14 protein-coding genes and 1 other annotated feature are annotated in these 16,160 nt (G+C 38.8%); of the genes, 7 read left to right on the top strand and 7 right to left on the bottom strand.

The window, feature by feature from the left end; genetic code table 11:
- Positions 1 to 23: 23 nt before the first annotated feature.
- From ACIQ2D_RS10430 to ACIQ2D_RS10410, 5 genes are all read left to right on the top strand, one after another.
- The gene (locus ACIQ2D_RS10430; protein ID WP_402863450.1) at positions 24 to 1,067 is read left to right on the top strand and encodes a DctP family TRAP transporter solute-binding subunit; all 1,044 of its coding nucleotides are present in this window, start codon (positions 24 to 26) and stop codon (positions 1,065 to 1,067) included.
- 58 nt (positions 1,068 to 1,125) lie between these two features.
- Positions 1,126 to 2,166 (top strand): DctP family TRAP transporter solute-binding subunit, encoded by a 1,041-nt coding sequence (locus tag ACIQ2D_RS10425; RefSeq protein WP_402863448.1) that lies wholly within the window; start codon positions 1,126 to 1,128, stop codon positions 2,164 to 2,166.
- Between the two features lie 114 nt (positions 2,167 to 2,280).
- Positions 2,281 to 2,778, top strand: a complete 498-nt coding sequence (locus tag ACIQ2D_RS10420) for a TRAP transporter small permease (RefSeq protein WP_402863445.1) — start codon at positions 2,281 to 2,283, stop codon at positions 2,776 to 2,778.
- Positions 2,759 to 4,027 (top strand): TRAP transporter large permease, encoded by a 1,269-nt coding sequence (locus ACIQ2D_RS10415; protein ID WP_402863921.1) that lies wholly within the window; start codon positions 2,759 to 2,761, stop codon positions 4,025 to 4,027. Before ACIQ2D_RS10420 ends, ACIQ2D_RS10415 begins: the two co-directional genes overlap by 20 nt.
- Before the next feature lie 10 nt (positions 4,028 to 4,037).
- Positions 4,038 to 5,231 (top strand): MFS transporter, encoded by a 1,194-nt coding sequence (locus ACIQ2D_RS10410; protein WP_402863442.1) that lies wholly within the window; start codon positions 4,038 to 4,040, stop codon positions 5,229 to 5,231.
- Positions 5,232 to 5,312: 81 nt separating this feature from the next.
- Here ACIQ2D_RS10410 and ACIQ2D_RS10405 read toward each other — a convergent pair whose 3' ends face one another.
- The 7 genes from ACIQ2D_RS10405 to ACIQ2D_RS10375 all read right to left on the bottom strand — a co-directional run bounded on the left by ACIQ2D_RS10405 (position 5,313) and on the right by ACIQ2D_RS10375 (position 14,166).
- A complete protein-coding gene (locus tag ACIQ2D_RS10405; protein ID WP_402863440.1) occupies positions 5,313 to 6,254 on the bottom strand; it encodes a hypothetical protein in 942 nt (313 codons plus the stop codon).
- Positions 6,241 to 6,762 carry a sigma-70 family RNA polymerase sigma factor gene (locus ACIQ2D_RS10400; RefSeq protein WP_402863437.1) on the bottom strand — a complete coding sequence of 174 codons (522 nt, stop codon included), beginning with the start codon at positions 6,760 to 6,762 and terminating at the stop codon, positions 6,241 to 6,243. Before ACIQ2D_RS10400 ends, ACIQ2D_RS10405 begins: the two co-directional genes overlap by 14 nt.
- Positions 6,763 to 6,869: 107 nt before the next feature.
- A complete protein-coding gene (locus ACIQ2D_RS10395; protein ID WP_402863434.1) occupies positions 6,870 to 7,337 on the bottom strand; it encodes a GNAT family N-acetyltransferase in 468 nt (155 codons plus the stop codon).
- A 55-nt stretch (positions 7,338 to 7,392) separates the two neighbouring features.
- Positions 7,393 to 9,810: a leucine--tRNA ligase gene (gene leuS, locus ACIQ2D_RS10390; protein WP_402863431.1), complete on the bottom strand. Its 2,418-nt coding sequence runs from the start codon at positions 9,808 to 9,810 to the stop codon at positions 7,393 to 7,395.
- Positions 9,811 to 9,901: 91 nt separating this feature from the next.
- Positions 9,902 to 10,115, bottom strand: a binding site (T-box leader).
- A gap of 59 nt (positions 10,116 to 10,174) precedes the next feature.
- Positions 10,175 to 11,920 carry a SulP family inorganic anion transporter gene (locus ACIQ2D_RS10385; RefSeq protein ID WP_402863428.1) on the bottom strand — a complete coding sequence of 582 codons (1,746 nt, stop codon included), beginning with the start codon at positions 11,918 to 11,920 and terminating at the stop codon, positions 10,175 to 10,177.
- Between the two features lie 145 nt (positions 11,921 to 12,065).
- Positions 12,066 to 12,413, bottom strand: coding sequence for an ArsR/SmtB family transcription factor (locus tag ACIQ2D_RS10380; RefSeq protein ID WP_402863425.1), 348 nt, complete (start codon positions 12,411 to 12,413; stop codon positions 12,066 to 12,068).
- 565 nt (positions 12,414 to 12,978) lie between these two features.
- Complete coding sequence (locus ACIQ2D_RS10375) at positions 12,979 to 14,166, bottom strand: MDR family MFS transporter (RefSeq protein WP_402863422.1); 1,188 nt, start codon at positions 14,164 to 14,166, stop codon at positions 12,979 to 12,981.
- A gap of 436 nt (positions 14,167 to 14,602) precedes the next feature.
- On the opposite strand from ACIQ2D_RS10375, the gene mnmL reads away from it, so the two are divergent.
- The gene (mnmL, locus tag ACIQ2D_RS10370; protein ID WP_402756579.1) at positions 14,603 to 15,559 is read left to right on the top strand and encodes a tRNA modification radical SAM protein MnmL/YtqA; all 957 of its coding nucleotides are present in this window, start codon (positions 14,603 to 14,605) and stop codon (positions 15,557 to 15,559) included.
- On the top strand, positions 15,556 to 16,134 hold the full coding sequence (gene mnmM, locus ACIQ2D_RS10365; RefSeq protein WP_402863419.1) for a tRNA 5-(aminomethyl)-2-thiouridylate-methyltransferase MnmM: 579 nt from the start codon (positions 15,556 to 15,558) through the stop codon (positions 16,132 to 16,134). Before mnmL ends, mnmM begins: the two co-directional genes overlap by 4 nt.
- Positions 16,135 to 16,160: the final 26 nt, after the last annotated feature.

Here is a 16,160-nt window from a genome sequence, read left to right as displayed (position 1 = left end):
TAACGTTAGGGGTCGTTTAGATTATGTGGCGAAAACATCTTATCCTCAGTTTTGTTAGCGTTCCCATTCTAGCAATAATTCTGTTAATTTTATCTCAAGAAACCGATTACCCTATCGACAATGAACAGTTAAGTCACGAGGAACAAATCGTTATTCGATTTTCGCATGTAGTTGGGGAAAATACGCCAAAAGGAATGGCTGCCCTTAAATTTGCTGAGCTTGTCAAGGAACGAAGTAATGGACATGTTGAAGTTCAAGTATTTCCAAACGGCGTTCTTTATAAAGACGGTGAAGAAATGAATGCACTTTTACGTGGAGACGTTCAAATGATTGCACCTGCGATTTCTAAAATCACACAACTTGTACCTGAATGGTCAGTCATGGATCTACCTTATGCATTTAAAAATGCAGATGAAGTTCATACATATATAGAAAGTAACACCGGTCAAGTTCTGATGAGTAAATTAAATGCGCATAACCTTTTGTCAATGGGCATTTGGGATAGCGGATTTAAGCAATTAAGTAATAGCATTCGACCAATTAAAGAAGTTAAGGATTTAAAAGGATTGCGAATGCGCATTATGCCAAGTGATATTTTAGCAGAACAATTTTCAAGCGTCGGAGCATTTCCAAGACGAATTGATTTTAATACTGTCTTTAATCAATTACAAAAAGGAAATGTTGACGGACAAGAAAATACGTTCACGAATATCACAAGTAAAAACTTACATTCTTTGCAAGATTATCTGACAGTAAGTAACCATGGCTATTTGGGCTACCTACTGCTCATGAATAATGAGTTTTGGAATTCCTTACCGAAAGATATCCAAACACTACTCATCGAAACACTTGCAGAAGTACAAGAATGGCAATGGCAACTGGCTAAAGATTTAAGTGTTGAACGTCTTCAAGAGGTTGAAGCATGTGATTGTATCGATATTAATTACTTAACAGAGCAAGATATTCAAAAATGGGAGACGGCTTTTGACCCTGTTTATGAATTTTACACAGAGCGCTATGGCGAAAAATATATTAAGGCGCTACCGAAAAATCAACCACACCATTAACTTGAGTTTAAAAGGATTACCTTTTTAACTATAAATCAAATTTTTAGGGGGATATATAATGAAGAAATGGCTTTTAATGTCACTTATGGCTGTGCTTGTACTAGCACTTGCTGCTTGTGGTGGCGACAAAGAAGAAGCTGCTCCATCAACTGATGGTGACGGTGGCTATACAAAAGACAAACCGCTTGTAATTAAGTTCTCTCACGTAACATCTATCGATAGTGTTAAAGGGATAGCTGCTGAACAATTCCGTAAATTAGTAGAAGAGAAAACAGAAGGTAAAGTAAAAGTTGAAGTTTACCCTTCATCTCAATTATACGGTGATGCAGATGAAGTTGATGCGTTAGTATCAGGAAACGTTCATATGATTGCTCCATCTGTAACAAAAATGGTAAAAATCGACCCGCGTTGGCAATATGTTGACATGCCTTATCTATTCGAAAACGAAGAGCATGTTCGTAAATTCTTTGAATCTGACGTAGCAAAAACAATTCTTGAATCAGATCAATTAGCAAATAACGATATTAAAGGTTTAGTATTCTGGGGAAATGGCTTCAAACATTTCTCTAACAACAAACACCCACTTGTAAAACCAGAAGACTTTAAAGGTCTTAAGTTCCGTGCACAAGCTGGTAAAGTTCTTGAAGAACAATTCAAAGCTTTAAACGCTGGTTCTGCAACAATTTCATTCGGTGAAACATACGCTGCCCTACAACAAGGTACAGTTGATGGACAAGAAAACACATTCAATAACTTTGATACACAAAAATACCAAGAAGTACAAAAACACTTCTCAGTTTCTGAGCACGGTCGTCTTGACTACGCAATTTTCGTAAACAAACCATTCTGGGATAAGATTCCTGCTGATTTATTAACAGCAGTAGAAGAATCTTTAGACGAAGCGACTACATTAGCATTGGATTTAGCTTCTGAAGAAAATGCAAAATCATTCGAGAACATTAAAAACTCTGGTATTGAAGTAGTCGAATTAACTACTGAACAAAAAGAAGCAATTAAAGCACAACTTGAGCCAGTATACGAAGAATTTGGCGAAGTAATTACTGAAGAATTAATCAACGGCATCCGTGATTTAAAATAAGTTCTTCTAGTTTGAGTGTCGATTCAATCGGCACTCACTCTTTTTTTGAAAATAAGCCGCTCACGCTTATGTGTTGAATGAAATCTTAACATGAATTTTTAAGGAGGCAACAGGATGAAAGCATTATATAAGTTATGGGGCTATTTAGAGGAAATCCTCGCTGGATTTTTCTTTTTAGTCGGTATTGCACTAATCTTTTACGGCGTAATTATGCGCTACGCTTTCAATGATCCGCAAGCTTGGGTAGAAGAACTTGCCCGTTATTCGATCATTTGGGGGACATTCCTTGGTTTTGGATTAGCACTTCGTCATAACCAACATATTCAAGTGGATATTTTATACGATCAATTAAAACCGTCTATGAAACGCGTCTTAGATTTAGTCGCAACTGGCTTAAGTATCACTTTCTGCGCGATTTATACGTATTACGGATTTGTATTAGTAGAGAATCGCTTCTCTTCTGGCATGGTGTCTCTTGATATTGGGATTCCGATGTGGATTGTCTATTTAGTATTACCAATATCAGGTGTACTGTTCCTAGCGCGTTTCCTTGAACGTCTAGTAAATATCCTACGAGGAAAGGATGAAGAATATGCTAATCCTCTTAATTAGTTTCTTTGTTTTACTATTTTTACGAGTACCCGTGGCGATTAGTTTAGCCCTATCAACTATTTTTGTATTGTTCCAAATCGATTTTAATATGAACATGGTTCCACAACGTATTTTCACTGCGCTTGATACTTTCCCGATGATGGCGATTCCAGGCTTCGTACTTGCTGGGGTGTTAATGGCACGTGGTGGTATTTCTAAATACTTAATCGAGGCTTTACGTTCTTGGATTGGTCACCTACCTGGTGGTCTTGCAGTTGTTACCATTTTAGCATGTGCGATTTTCGCAGCGATATCAGGTTCTTCACCTGCAACGGCAGCTGCAATCGGATCAATTATGATTCCAGCGATGATTTCTGCTGGCTATAAAAAACGTTATTCAATGGGTCTTGTAGCAGCTGGTGGTACATTAGGGATTTTAATTCCTCCAAGTGTACCGTTAATTATCTACGGTATTACTTCTGAGCAATCAATCGGTGAATTATTTATGGCTGGCGTTATCCCAGGTCTTGCTTTAACTGGCATCTTAATCGTCGCTGCTATTTTCTATGCAAAGAAAAATGGCTTCAAAGGTGATGCAAAGGCATCTTGGGGTGAACGTGGACGTAAATCTCTAAAAGCTATCTGGGGTGGTTTTTTACCATTCTTGATTTTAGGAACTATTTATTCTGGCGTTGTCACACCTACAGAATCAGCTGTAATTGCAGTATTTTATGGTTTAATCGTATCTGTGTTCATTTACCGTGAATTAAAGTTAAAAGACTTCCGAGAAATTTTAGTAGAGTCTATTAATATTACAGCGATGATTTACTTAATTATCGGCGCAGCTTCACTATTCGGGCTATACTTAACAAATGCTCAAGTTCCACAAACTGTAGGTGCTTGGATTGCTGAAAGCGATATGAATAAATGGATCTTCATGATTATCGTTAATATTCTGTTCTTCTTCATGGGGATGTTCTTAGAAGCAGTATCTATTATTTTAATCACGTTACCAATCTTATTACCGATTCTTGCACACTTCGATATTAACTTAATTCACTTTGCGATTATCATGACGATCAACATGGAGCTTGGTATGATTACTCCTCCTGTAGGTCTGAATCTCTTCGTTGTAAGTGGGATTGCGAAGGAAAAACTCGGAGAAGTTGTAAAAGGTGTAATTCCGTTTATCGTTCTGATGATTGTGTTCTTGGCACTTGTTGTTCTAGTTCCACAATTATCACTTTGGTTACCTGATCTAATGAAGTAGGAACATCCTTATGGACACGTTCAAACAGGGGTATTCCATCAAAGACATACAGTTTTGGGTAATTGTCACGAGCTTAGGTCTTGCATCGGTATTCGTATTTGCGGCGATGTATTCGATGCAACCACTCCTACCCTTCTTTACAGAGCAGTTTCAAATATCTGTATCGTATGCTAGTATGTCGATGTCCATGACAACATTGTCTGTTATTTTCGGGTTAATTGTTTTAGGATTTTTATCAGACCGACACGGACGATTAGTCTTTATCAGATTTTCAATCATCCTGACTGTACTTCCTTTTCTATTCATGCCTTTAACAGATTCATTTTTCATCATTGTTGTTTTGCGATTTATTCAGGGCTTTGCCATTGCTGGTGTTCCCGCAGCGGCACTTGCCTACATTAGTGAAGAAATTGATCACAAATCGATGGGGATCGCGACTTCACTCTATATTTCCTGTAACGCACTTGGTGGAACAATAGGGCGCCTTGTAATGGGCTATGTAACAGAACGGTTTTCTTGGGAGACTGCGTTCTTTGCACTTGCTATATTGGGTATGATCATCTTTGCCATCGTATGGCTACTACTACCAAAATCACGCAACTTTGCAGTGAATGATCGAACAATACAAAAAGATCTACAGGGCTTTTGGTTCCATTTGAAAAACCCAAGCTTGTTGAAGCTATTTGGGCTCGGCATAATTTTACAAGTATCGTTTACAGGTATGTGGTCGTTTATTCCTTATCATCTAACAGAACCACCGTTTTCTCTTTCGTTAAAAATAATTTCATTCATTTTTTTAGCGTATAGCTTAGGCATTGTCGGCTCACCATTCGCTAGTGCACTTGCAGGGAAAATAGGGATTCACATTGTTCGAACATTAGGGGTGTTTTTATTAGTAATCGGGATTCTTTGCACACTAAGCAACTCACTTGTCATCATTGTAGCCGGCTTATGTATTGCTTGTTTAGGGTTCTTTTCTGCACATGCCTTAACATCAACAACCGTCAGTCGAACTGCAACCTATCAAAAGGGTAGCGCTTCTAGTCTGTATCTCGTTTCCTATTATATAGGTGTTGCTTGCGGTAGCACGTTGCTTAGTCCGATTTGGACCTTTTTCCAATGGCCAGGCATCGTCAGTATCGCGGCAATCCTTCCAATAATTTATATACTATTTTTAAATCGTACGTTACGAAAACAAACATGAGAAAAATAGATTTCATTCAACACTATGACCGTTGAGCATATAAAAGAGATGTCCGCTAAAAAGCGAGACATCTCTTTTGAGTTACATCTTCAAAAAGAATAAGAACAAGACAAAAAGAGTAATGCTAGCGATAGCAGAAGCAATCGTTACGTAATGCCTTTTCTCCTCTCGCCCATAATAAAAATCAATCGCAATAGATGAAAGTACTGCCATAATCAGTATGCCTAAGAACCCACCATAATAGAGAAACCATCCCTTGATTATAAAAATAATTATTAATATACCGTACATGATGCTATAAATTGTCGTAACCAGTTGGTGATTTCGAGACATGTATTTCGGTTTCTGTTTAATATTAAAGATTTTTCGCACAACTATTTCTACAAGCCATCTTAATAGAAATAGACTCATGATAAAAATAAACATTAAATTAGAATGTAAGTCGTTACTATTAAAGGAATTGAACAATGCAATAAACTCTGCTGCCACTACATCGTCTACTTTGTAAAACAAATCTGTATTTACATCAATAAAAGCTAGCTGTTCATCGTTGCTTTGCATTTTCAGTTTTGCTATTTGTCCATTTTCAAACTGGAGCCACACATCCCTAAAAGGGCTATATTGCTCATCCTTTTCGCTCAATTCAGCATGTCGTAATACCCGCTCCAACAGCTCAGTTTCATGACCTTGTTGAAATTCCTCTTGATCAAAAACCCACCCTACTCTCCCTGCCTTAAAAGAACCATCTTCCCAATTCCAAGCAACTCCAAATTGCTTCACAGTAGTAGTTTTCGCGGTTTCATTAATAGTTGCCACTTTAGAAGGATTTGTTGTACTCCATGGCCCACTGACTATTAAAAACAATATTATTGCCGTCATCATAGCAAGAACAACCGGATATTTCCATTGTCTTTTCTTGTTCGGTAGCTGCTGTGACTTTTGTAAAATGGTTGCCTGTAATTCTTTTGTAAAGAATGAAGGCTCCCCAAGCTCTTTATTTAACTTTTCTTTAAAAGGTGTCATCTACTAGCACCTCCCATTCACTTTGATCGAGCTGCTCTTGCAATAATGTCCTCGCTCTTCGTAATCTCGTTTTCACCGTGTTTTCAGAGCAACCTAAAATCTCTGCAATCTCTCGAACTTTAAGATCCCTATAATAATGCAGGATCAACACTTCTCTATACATAACCGACAACGCGAACAAAGCATCCTTCAATACAGTTCGTTCTTCACCTTCAATAAACTCTTTTTCAACCGTCCTATTACTTGCTCCAATTTGTAATTTCTCAAGTAAAACATGGCGTTTGTTTTTCCAACTACGTAAGTAATCGTGACTTTTATGAACGGTGATTTTTACTAAATACGTTTTCAATGAAGACCTTTGTGCAAATCGTTCTTGTTGCCGATAATACGCCAAAAATACATCTTGCACGATTTCTTCTGCAAGTGCCCAGTCCTTCACATACAAATAGGCGACACGTAAACAATACTCACCATGTTCATCCATAATTGCTGACAAGTGCTCACTCAAACAAACACCCCCATTCACACTATAGTCGGGAAAAATATATGTATGGTTTCATTTTTGCATAAAAAATTGCTAAACGATTCATTTAGTTTCGTTTAGCAATCCGACTTTTACTTTCCCTTTAAATTTAGCACCATACAGTATCGATTCTCACCGACGCCAAATTCATCTGGTCTTGTTTCCTTAATCACAAACCCACAACGCTCATATAAAGCGATAGCTGCCTTATTCTCAACATTGACTGTAAGCGTTACGTTTAAAAATCTGTCCTCACGTAGTAACGCTATTACCTCTTGTAAAAATCGTCTACCAATCCCCTTCCCCTGCCAGTCGGAACGCACATAATAACCAAATACATATGCCGTTTCAGGATTATCATAGCTACGCATGATTTCTGCTACTGCAATCGGCCGTACATCCCCCTCAGCTCTATACCAAACCATCTTGCCGTAGCGAGCAATTGGTACAAGGGTTTGCTCATCGACAGCGCCTATACCCGAAAACGCATCTCGTTCTAGCTCAATCATCATCTTCTGTTCTACTGGCGTTAACTTTTTTGGAACCTCAACATAGTACATACTTTTCCTCCTATAAAAAAACCGGGAAAGCAATGCTCTCCCGGCTAGTCAATTATTATTTTACAACGATGTTTACAAGTTTTCCTGGAATAACAATAACTTTCACAAGTTCCTTGCCAGCCATATGCTCTTGTACTTTTTCGTCAGCTAATGCTACTTTTTCTAATTCTTCCTTAGAAGCATCTTTAGAAACTGTCACTTTTGCACGTACTTTACCTGCTACTTGCACAGCTACCTCTACTTCATCATCTACTAATTTAGATTCGTCGTATGTTGGCCATTCTTGGTAAGAAATTGTTCCTTCATGACCTAGTAGTTGCCATAGCTCTTCTGCAACGTGTGGTGCAAGTGGTGCAAGCATTTTTACAAAGCCTTCTGCGTATGCAGTTGGAATGACGTCTGCTTTGTAGCAATCATTAATGAATACCATCATTTGTGAAATAGCTGTATTGAAGCGAAGACCTTCGTAGTCTTCTGTCACTTTTTTCACAGTTTGGTGATATGTTTTTTCTAATGTTTTATCATTAGAATCTTGGATTTTAGCTGCGATTGTTCCTTCTTCTTCATTGACAAGCAAACGCCAAATACGATCTAAGAAACGACGTGCGCCGTCTAAGCCATTTGTAGACCAAGCTACTGAAGCTTCTAGTGGACCCATGAACATTTCATATAGACGAAGTGTATCAGCACCATGTGAAGCAACGATTTCATCAGGATTTACTACATTACCTTTTGACTTAGACATTTTTTCATTACCTTCACCAAGAATCATCCCTTGGTTGAATAATTTTTGGAATGGCTCTTTCGTGTGAACCACGCCTAGATCATACAATACTTTATGCCAGAAGCGAGCGTATAGTAAGTGAAGTACCGCATGCTCTGCTCCACCAATATAAATATCAACTGGTAACCAGCGTTTTAGTAATTCTGGGTCAGCAATTGCTTCCGTATTCGTTGGATCGATATAGCGTAAGAAGTACCAGCTTGAACCTGCCCATTGTGGCATTGTGTTCGTTTCGCGACGACCTTTCATACCTGTTTTTGGATCAACAACATTTACCCAATCAGTAATGTTCGCAAGTGGTGATTCACCTGTACCAGATGGTCGAATATTATCTGTTTTAGGTAGCATTAATGGTAATTCAGATTCTGGAACTGGCGTGATTGTGCCATCTTCCCAATGAATCATTGGAATTGGCTCGCCCCAGTAACGTTGACGAGAGAATAACCAGTCACGTAAACGATAAGAAATCTTCTTCTCTCCAACACCTTTTTCTTCTAACCATGCGATTGCTTTGGCGATTGCTTCTTCTTTACCAAGTCCATCAAGGAAACCAGAATTGATGTGCTTGCCGTCTCCAGTAAATGCTTCGTTTTCGATGTCTCCACCTTCAAGTACTGCTTTAATTTCTAAGCCGAACTCTTTGGCAAATTCATAGTCACGCTCATCATGTGCAGGTACTGCCATAATCGCACCCGTACCATAAGTAGCAAGTACATAGTCAGCAATCCAGATTGGCATTTTCTCGCCGTTTACAGGGTTAACTGCATAAGCTCCTGTGAAAACGCCTGTTTTTTCTTTCGCTAAATCTGTACGCTCAAGGTCAGATTTAAGTTTTACTTTATCTAAGTACGCTTCAACCGCTTCTTTTTGATCTGCAGTTGTAATTTGAGCTACTAATTTATGTTCTGGCGCAAGTACTGCGTAAGTCGCACCAAATAATGTGTCTGGACGTGTCGTAAATACTGTGAAGTTTTTATCAGTACCTTCAATATCAAATGTTACTTCTGCGCCTTCAGAACGACCAATCCAGTTACGTTGCATATCTTTAATAGACTCTGGCCAGTCAACTTCTTCTAAGTCATCGATTAGACGGTCTGCATAAGCAGTAATTTTAAGCATCCATTGTTTCATCGGACGGCGTTCTACTGGGTGTCCACCACGCTCAGATTTACCATCGATTATTTCTTCGTTGGCAAGTACTGTACCAAGTGCTGGGCACCAGTTTACAGCGACTTCATCTACGTAAGCTAAACCTTTGTTATACAGTTGGATGAAAATCCATTGCGTCCATTTATAATATTCTGGATCTGTCGTATTAATTTCACGATCCCAGTCATAAGAAAAACCTAATTCTTGAATTTGACGCTTGAACGTAGCAATATTTTTCGCAGTGAATTCTGCAGGGTCATTCCCTGTATCCAGTGCGTATTGCTCTGCTGGTAAACCAAATGCATCCCAGCCCATTGGATGAAGAACATTATAGCCTTGCATTCGTTTGAAACGTGAAAGAATATCCGTTGCAGTATAACCTTCTGGGTGTCCTACGTGAAGACCAGCACCTGATGGATATGGGAACATATCTAATGCAAAAAATTTCGGTTTGTCTGTTTCATTTTCAGTTTTGAATGTCTTGTTGTCAGCCCAGACCTGCTGCCATTTTTTTTCGATTTGTTGATGATTGAAACTCAAAATTATTTCCTCCTTTTATATGTGCAGTGTTGCTCACTATTAGAATTGACAAAATATTTAAAAAATAAAAAAACTCGCCCCTTTTTTGTATAAAAGGGACGAGAGAATACGCATCTCCCGCGGTACCACCCAAATTAGTGATCACACTCGGCTCAATTTTCCTTAACGCGGAAATAAAACGGCAAACGTGATTTTACGTTTACTGACTCAGTAGGCGAGTTCAATTTGTTCTCTTACTAGCTTCCACCACCCGCTAGCTCTCTAAAAAGAAAGGCAAATCTACTATTCCTCATCATTGTCATTACATGTATTGCATTTATTCTAATAGATAGTTTCAAAAAGCACAAGTACAAAACGAAATCCGCTATTTACACACTATCTCATTCATTTTTTCTTCCTGCACAGATAACGTCGTACACTCTCTAAAAGCGAAGTGCTTGCAGCCTAAACACTTACTAGTATTTAAACATGTTAATGCAGCATCTATAGCTTCACCTGTTTGGCTATAAAAATTCTCCTCACCAATTTCAGCAACTAAACCACTTTGCTCGAGCATTACTTTTAACTCTGGCTGTACACCTGTAACTAACACTGTGCCACCGCGCTTTTTAAAATTTTGCACGATATTCCTAAAGTAAGATTCCCCTGTCGAATCCATAAAAGGTACTTTCCCCATACGCAAAATTAATACTCTAGGATGATAATGTATTGAATCTAATATTGATTGCTCAAATGTTTGGGCAGCACCAAAAAATAGTGGTCCTTCTATTGTATAAATACTAATTTGCGGGCAATCATGCGTTTGATTGACAATATGAGGTAGTAATTTACCACTTTTTTTCGTATGGTCAGGAAGAACCTTTGTCACAACAAGCATCTCACTCATACGTTTAGCAAAAAGAATGACCGCTAATACGAGCCCTACTTCCACTGCCAATGTTAAGCTTGTAAAAACTGTAAGTAAGAAAGTGACCAGTAAGACCAGTGAATCTCCTGATTTCATTTTTAAAATATGTGCGAAATGCTTTTGCTCACTCATATTCCATGCAACAACCATTAAAACTGGCGCCATACTTGCCAACGGAATATGTGATGCATATGGCGCTAACAATAGCACTGTTATTAATACAAAGACACCATGGATAATACCTGACATAGGTGATGCCGCACCAGTCTTAATATTTGTCGCTGTGCGAGCAATCGCCCCGGTTGCAGGAATTCCGCCAAATAGAGGCGTAATAATATTAGCAATTCCTTGTCCAACAAGCTCTCGATTACTGTTGTGTTTACTGTTTGTCATTCCATCTGCCACAACTGCCGATAACAGGGATTCAATCCCCCCTAGCATTGCAATGACAAATGCTGGTCCAATTAATTGCTGAATACGTTCAAACGTAATTTCAGGTACCGCAAACTGTGGCAATGTATTTGGAATACTGCCATATGCCGTGGCTATTGTCGCTACTTGCCCAGAAAAAAATACGGATGCAACAATCGTAGAAACGACTATCCCTGCTAATGCTCCCGGTACTTTTGGTAGTACTTTTGGCGTTAATAGTATGATTACTAAACTAAGAAGAGCTATTAAAATACTGTAAAAATTAGTAGTACCTATCTGTTTGGCTAACTCTTTAATGTTTGCAATGAAATATTCATGCTGTTCAATATTAGTCAACCCCAAAAAATTCGCAATTTGCCCAGTAAAAATGATGACTGCAATTCCTGCAGTAAAGCCCACTGTTACAGGACGAGGGATAAATTTAATAAGTGAACCTAATTTAAAAATACCCATCAAACATAATAGAATACCCGCCATGAACCCTGCGATAAGCAGATCTTCATAGCCATAGGTCAATACAATACCCAATAGGACGGGGACAAATGCACCTGTTGGTCCACCTATTTGATATTTGGAACCACCGAGTAACGAAATAAGGATACCGGCAATACATGCGGTATAAATGCCATACTCCGGTTTAACGCCTGAAGCAATCGCAAATGACATGGCAAGCGGAATCGCCACAATGCCCACGATGGTCCCAGACAATAAATCCTTTTTAAAATGTCCAACTGAATACCCTTCATAACGGCCCGTAAACAGTGACTTCATAATAATTCTTCCTTTCGAAATTAAATTTTCCACCGGATCTAGTACAACTAAAGCATTTTTCAACCAGATTTTGAGATACTTTCTAAGGAGGGTATTAATTATTTATTTGCAACATCATACAAATTTCTCTTAATAGGTGCGATTATCATGAAATCCCATCATTACTTTCACTAACAGCCATTTCTTCTAATCTTGAAATAGTATTAATTAAATGATTGTTAAAAATCTTACGGGCCACATCAAGCAATTCTACAATCATCGGGTCTCGCAAAGAATAGTAAACTCTCTTCCCATCTTTCGTCCCATACACAATATTTTTGGCGCGTAATATACTCAATTGTTGTGAAACAGCAGAACCCTCTATCTCTAGACAGCTTTGAATTTCATTTACACTTTTCTCGCCATCTACTAACAATTCAAGGATTCTTATTCGTAATGGATGTGCTAATGCTTTAAAAAAATCTGCCTTGAAATGTTGCAATCCTTCTTCCATATAAATCCCCCATTTCTACCGTGGCCACTTAAAAAATGTTTTCCCAATAAATTCTCTAATAAAAATATGACCTAAAGGATTTTGCGCTCTAGCATTCACTTTCCGCAGGCACAGCGTAAGCCGCAACCCTCGCTACGCGCGGTTTGTTGCGTCTTACATCTCGTGCTATTCCTGCTGGAGTCTCACGCCGCTGTCGCTTTGCTTTCGCGCGGAAGACATTCGCTGCCGCGCAAAATCCTTGCATAGTAAAATAATGCCATGCGGAAAATTACTATAAAATAATTTTAGTTTAGAGTTTTTCAGTGCCCTCTTTCTACCGTGCCGTTAACTACTCTAACTTTCGTGCAGAAAAAAATGCGTTACCCACTAAATATAGTTAAAGCAACACAATTGTGTACGATTTATAAAAATAAAGCCTCTTATATTCAAATATCTGAATATGTATGATTGTAAGTCGAAAACAAGGCGATTTCAAGAGAAAATTTCAAAAAACGAACAAAAAAGCTGCTTTAACAACTTTTTTGTTCGTTTTATACACGTTTTCTATTCTACAACCTTCTATCTATTAATCTGGTACCACATTTGTCTTTTCTCTATTAATAAGAGGGCGATCATATACAAGGCATGGAATAATCGCGATAACTACAATGACTACTAAAATCGACATGAGCGCCATCATTCCAAATTGATCAACCATAATACCACCAAATAATGGTCCAATCATCCGGCCACCTGTTGCTGCACTATTTATAATGCCTTGATAGAAGCCTTGACGACCTTTTGGTGCAAGCTGATTTGCAATCGTCGGTAATACTGGTGTATAGAACATTTCACCAAACGTTAAGACGACCATCGCAGCTGCAAACATTTTAAAATCACCTGCAAATGCGACAATACCAAATGAAATTGCGATTAATACAACACCGAATACTAACTGACGTTTTAAATTATTTTCCCAACGCTTCACGAGTGGGGCAATTAATGGCTGCGCCAGTACGATGAGTAATCCATTGATTGTCCAAAGTAAACTATATTGCTTTAAACTTAAGCCCAAGTCCAGTGTGTAAGAAGAAATTGTCGCACTCCATTGCGAATATGCTAACCAACATAGAACTGATGATGAACTAATTATCAATAGTGCATAAAACGGTGCTTTATTTGTGATTCGTTTACTTTCACCGATTACGTTTTTCGGTGCAACACTGCCTGTCTCGAGGCGTTTAAACGTTAATAGTGCAATAAATAAGAACAACACATACATCCATAAATTAACCTTAAATACATTATCAAAGCCATTATCAGCGATAATCCCCGCTAATGCAGGACCAACAGCAACGCCTAAATTTTGCGCTAAATAAATGGCATTAAACGCCTTACGACCACCTTCAGGCCAAGCCGTACCTACTAGTGCAAACATACTTGGATAAACAATCCCCCCACTAAAACCGAGCAATGTTAAAAACCATACATAATGCGGCCATTCATGCCACATCGTGAGCCCCACTAAAGTTAATACAGTAAGTACAATACCTAGTATTATCGCTTTATAGCCACCGATTTTATCGAATAAATAACCACCAAGTAAGTTTCCTAAAACGCCCGCTGCTGAATTTAGCATTAAAACAAAACCCGCCATTGCAAGAGTCTTTCCTAAATAATCATGCATATAAATCGCATTCAATGGCCATAAAAAAGAATTACCCGTCGCATTCACGAGCATCCCGATAACTAAAAACCACACAATTTTCGGCATTTCCAGTCCCCCATTATTTCGACACTCTAAATAGATAGTTTATTCTGAATTCCGAAAATTGACAAGAAAATAATTTTATCATTTCTTCATAGTAACTCGATATGAGCAAAATAATGCCCTAAAAATACCCAATCTATTTTAAGAGGTATTCATCTTCATGAATGGGTGATTTCCGTTCCGGCTGTGCGCTTTCCGGGGGGGGCGTCCGATGAGCCGCTTCACTCAGCAAGCCTCGCTCCAGGGTCTCATCTAGGACGCTAATCCCCCAGGAGTCACCCAGACTACTACGGGAAAGCGAGTGCTGGAGCGGAAAGCAACTACCACTTTATTAGATGGAAGTAAATGCTTACTTATTTACTCATTATGAGTAGTAATTATTATCCCATGACGTAACGCACTACGCATGATAAAATATAACGTTAGAGGAGTGAAACATATGACAGAAACAAACTTTCCTTTTCCTTCTGAAGGGAAAAGATATTATACATGGAATCGCTATTTACGCGATCAGTTCGGCCATAAAGTATTTAAAGTAGCACTTGATGCAGGCTTTGACTGCCCGAATCGTGACGGCACAGTAGCCTTCGGAGGCTGTACGTTTTGTAGCGCTGCTGGTTCAGGTGATTTCGCAGGGAATAAAGTTGACCCTATCGACGTCCAATTTGCTGAAATCCGTGATAAAATGCATCAAAAATGGAAAGACGGCAAGTATATGGCGTACTTCCAAGCCTATACCAATACGCACGCCCCACTTCCTGTCCTTAAAGAAAAATTTGAAGCAGCTCTTGCACAAGAAGGCGTGGTCGGTTTATCGATTGCCACGCGCCCCGACTGCCTACCTGATGATGTGGTGGAATATTTAGCAGAGTTAAATGAGCGCACATATTTATGGGTTGAGCTTGGTTTACAAACTGTACACGAAAAAACAGCTAACTTAATAAACCGCGCACATGACTATGCAACATATGTAGAAGGTGTGGAAAAACTGCGTAAACACGGGATTCGTGTATGTTCGCATATTATTAATGGACTTCCACTTGAAGACTATGACATGATGATGGAAACAGCTCGTGAAGTAGCAAAGCTAGATGTACAAGGCATTAAAATTCACTTACTTCACCTATTAAAAGGTACTCCTATGGTGAAGCAATATGAAAAGGGTATGCTTGAATTTTTAGACCAAGATGTCTATACAAAGTTAGTAGCAGACCAATTAGAAATTTTACCACCAGAAATGGTCATTCACCGTATTACTGGCGACGGGCCAATTGACTTAATGATTGGGCCAATGTGGAGTGTCAACAAGTGGGAAGTATTAAATGGCATTGATGCAGAGCTTGAAAAACGAGGAAGCTGGCAAGGGAAACTTTATAATGCTGAGGTACCAAAATGAAGTTACAACGAGTTTTGCAATATGCGCAGCAGCTTTTGAAAGATTCCATAGAAGAAGGCGATACTGTCGTTGATGCAACTGCTGGAAACGGTCATGATACGTTGTTTCTAGCACAGCTTGTTGGGGATGATGGACAAGTATACGCATTTGACGTGCAAAAGACCGCCGTCGATGCAACATTACATCGCTTACTGGATAATGCTTTAGAGCACCGTGCGCTTGTCCTCCATACTGGGCATGAACAAGTCGCTAAACATGTAAAAAAGCCAGTAGCTGCTGCTATTTTTAATCTTGGCTATTTACCTGGTAGTGATCACGATATTATTACAAAGCCAAACACAACAATTCAAGCAATTCAATCATTGCTCGACCTATTAAAAGTAGGCGGCATCATTGTACTCGTCATTTATCATGGACATGAAGGTGGAAAAGAAGAACGGGATGCAGTCATTGACTATGTCTCTACATTGCCTCAAAAATTTGTTCATGTTTTGCGATATGAATTTTTAAATCAGCAAAATGACCCCCCCTTTATCATTGCATTAGAGAAAGTAAAAGCTTTCCCTACTAATTAGAAGACAGAAAAAGAGGCTATCCAATA

This window comes from Lysinibacillus sp. NPDC097287, assembly GCF_044761695.1.
Taxonomy (GTDB): Bacteria; Bacillota; Bacilli; order Bacillales_A; family Planococcaceae; genus Lysinibacillus.
The sequence above is the reverse complement of the archived record's forward strand: the minus strand, read 5'-3'. Positions and strand labels throughout refer to the sequence as shown.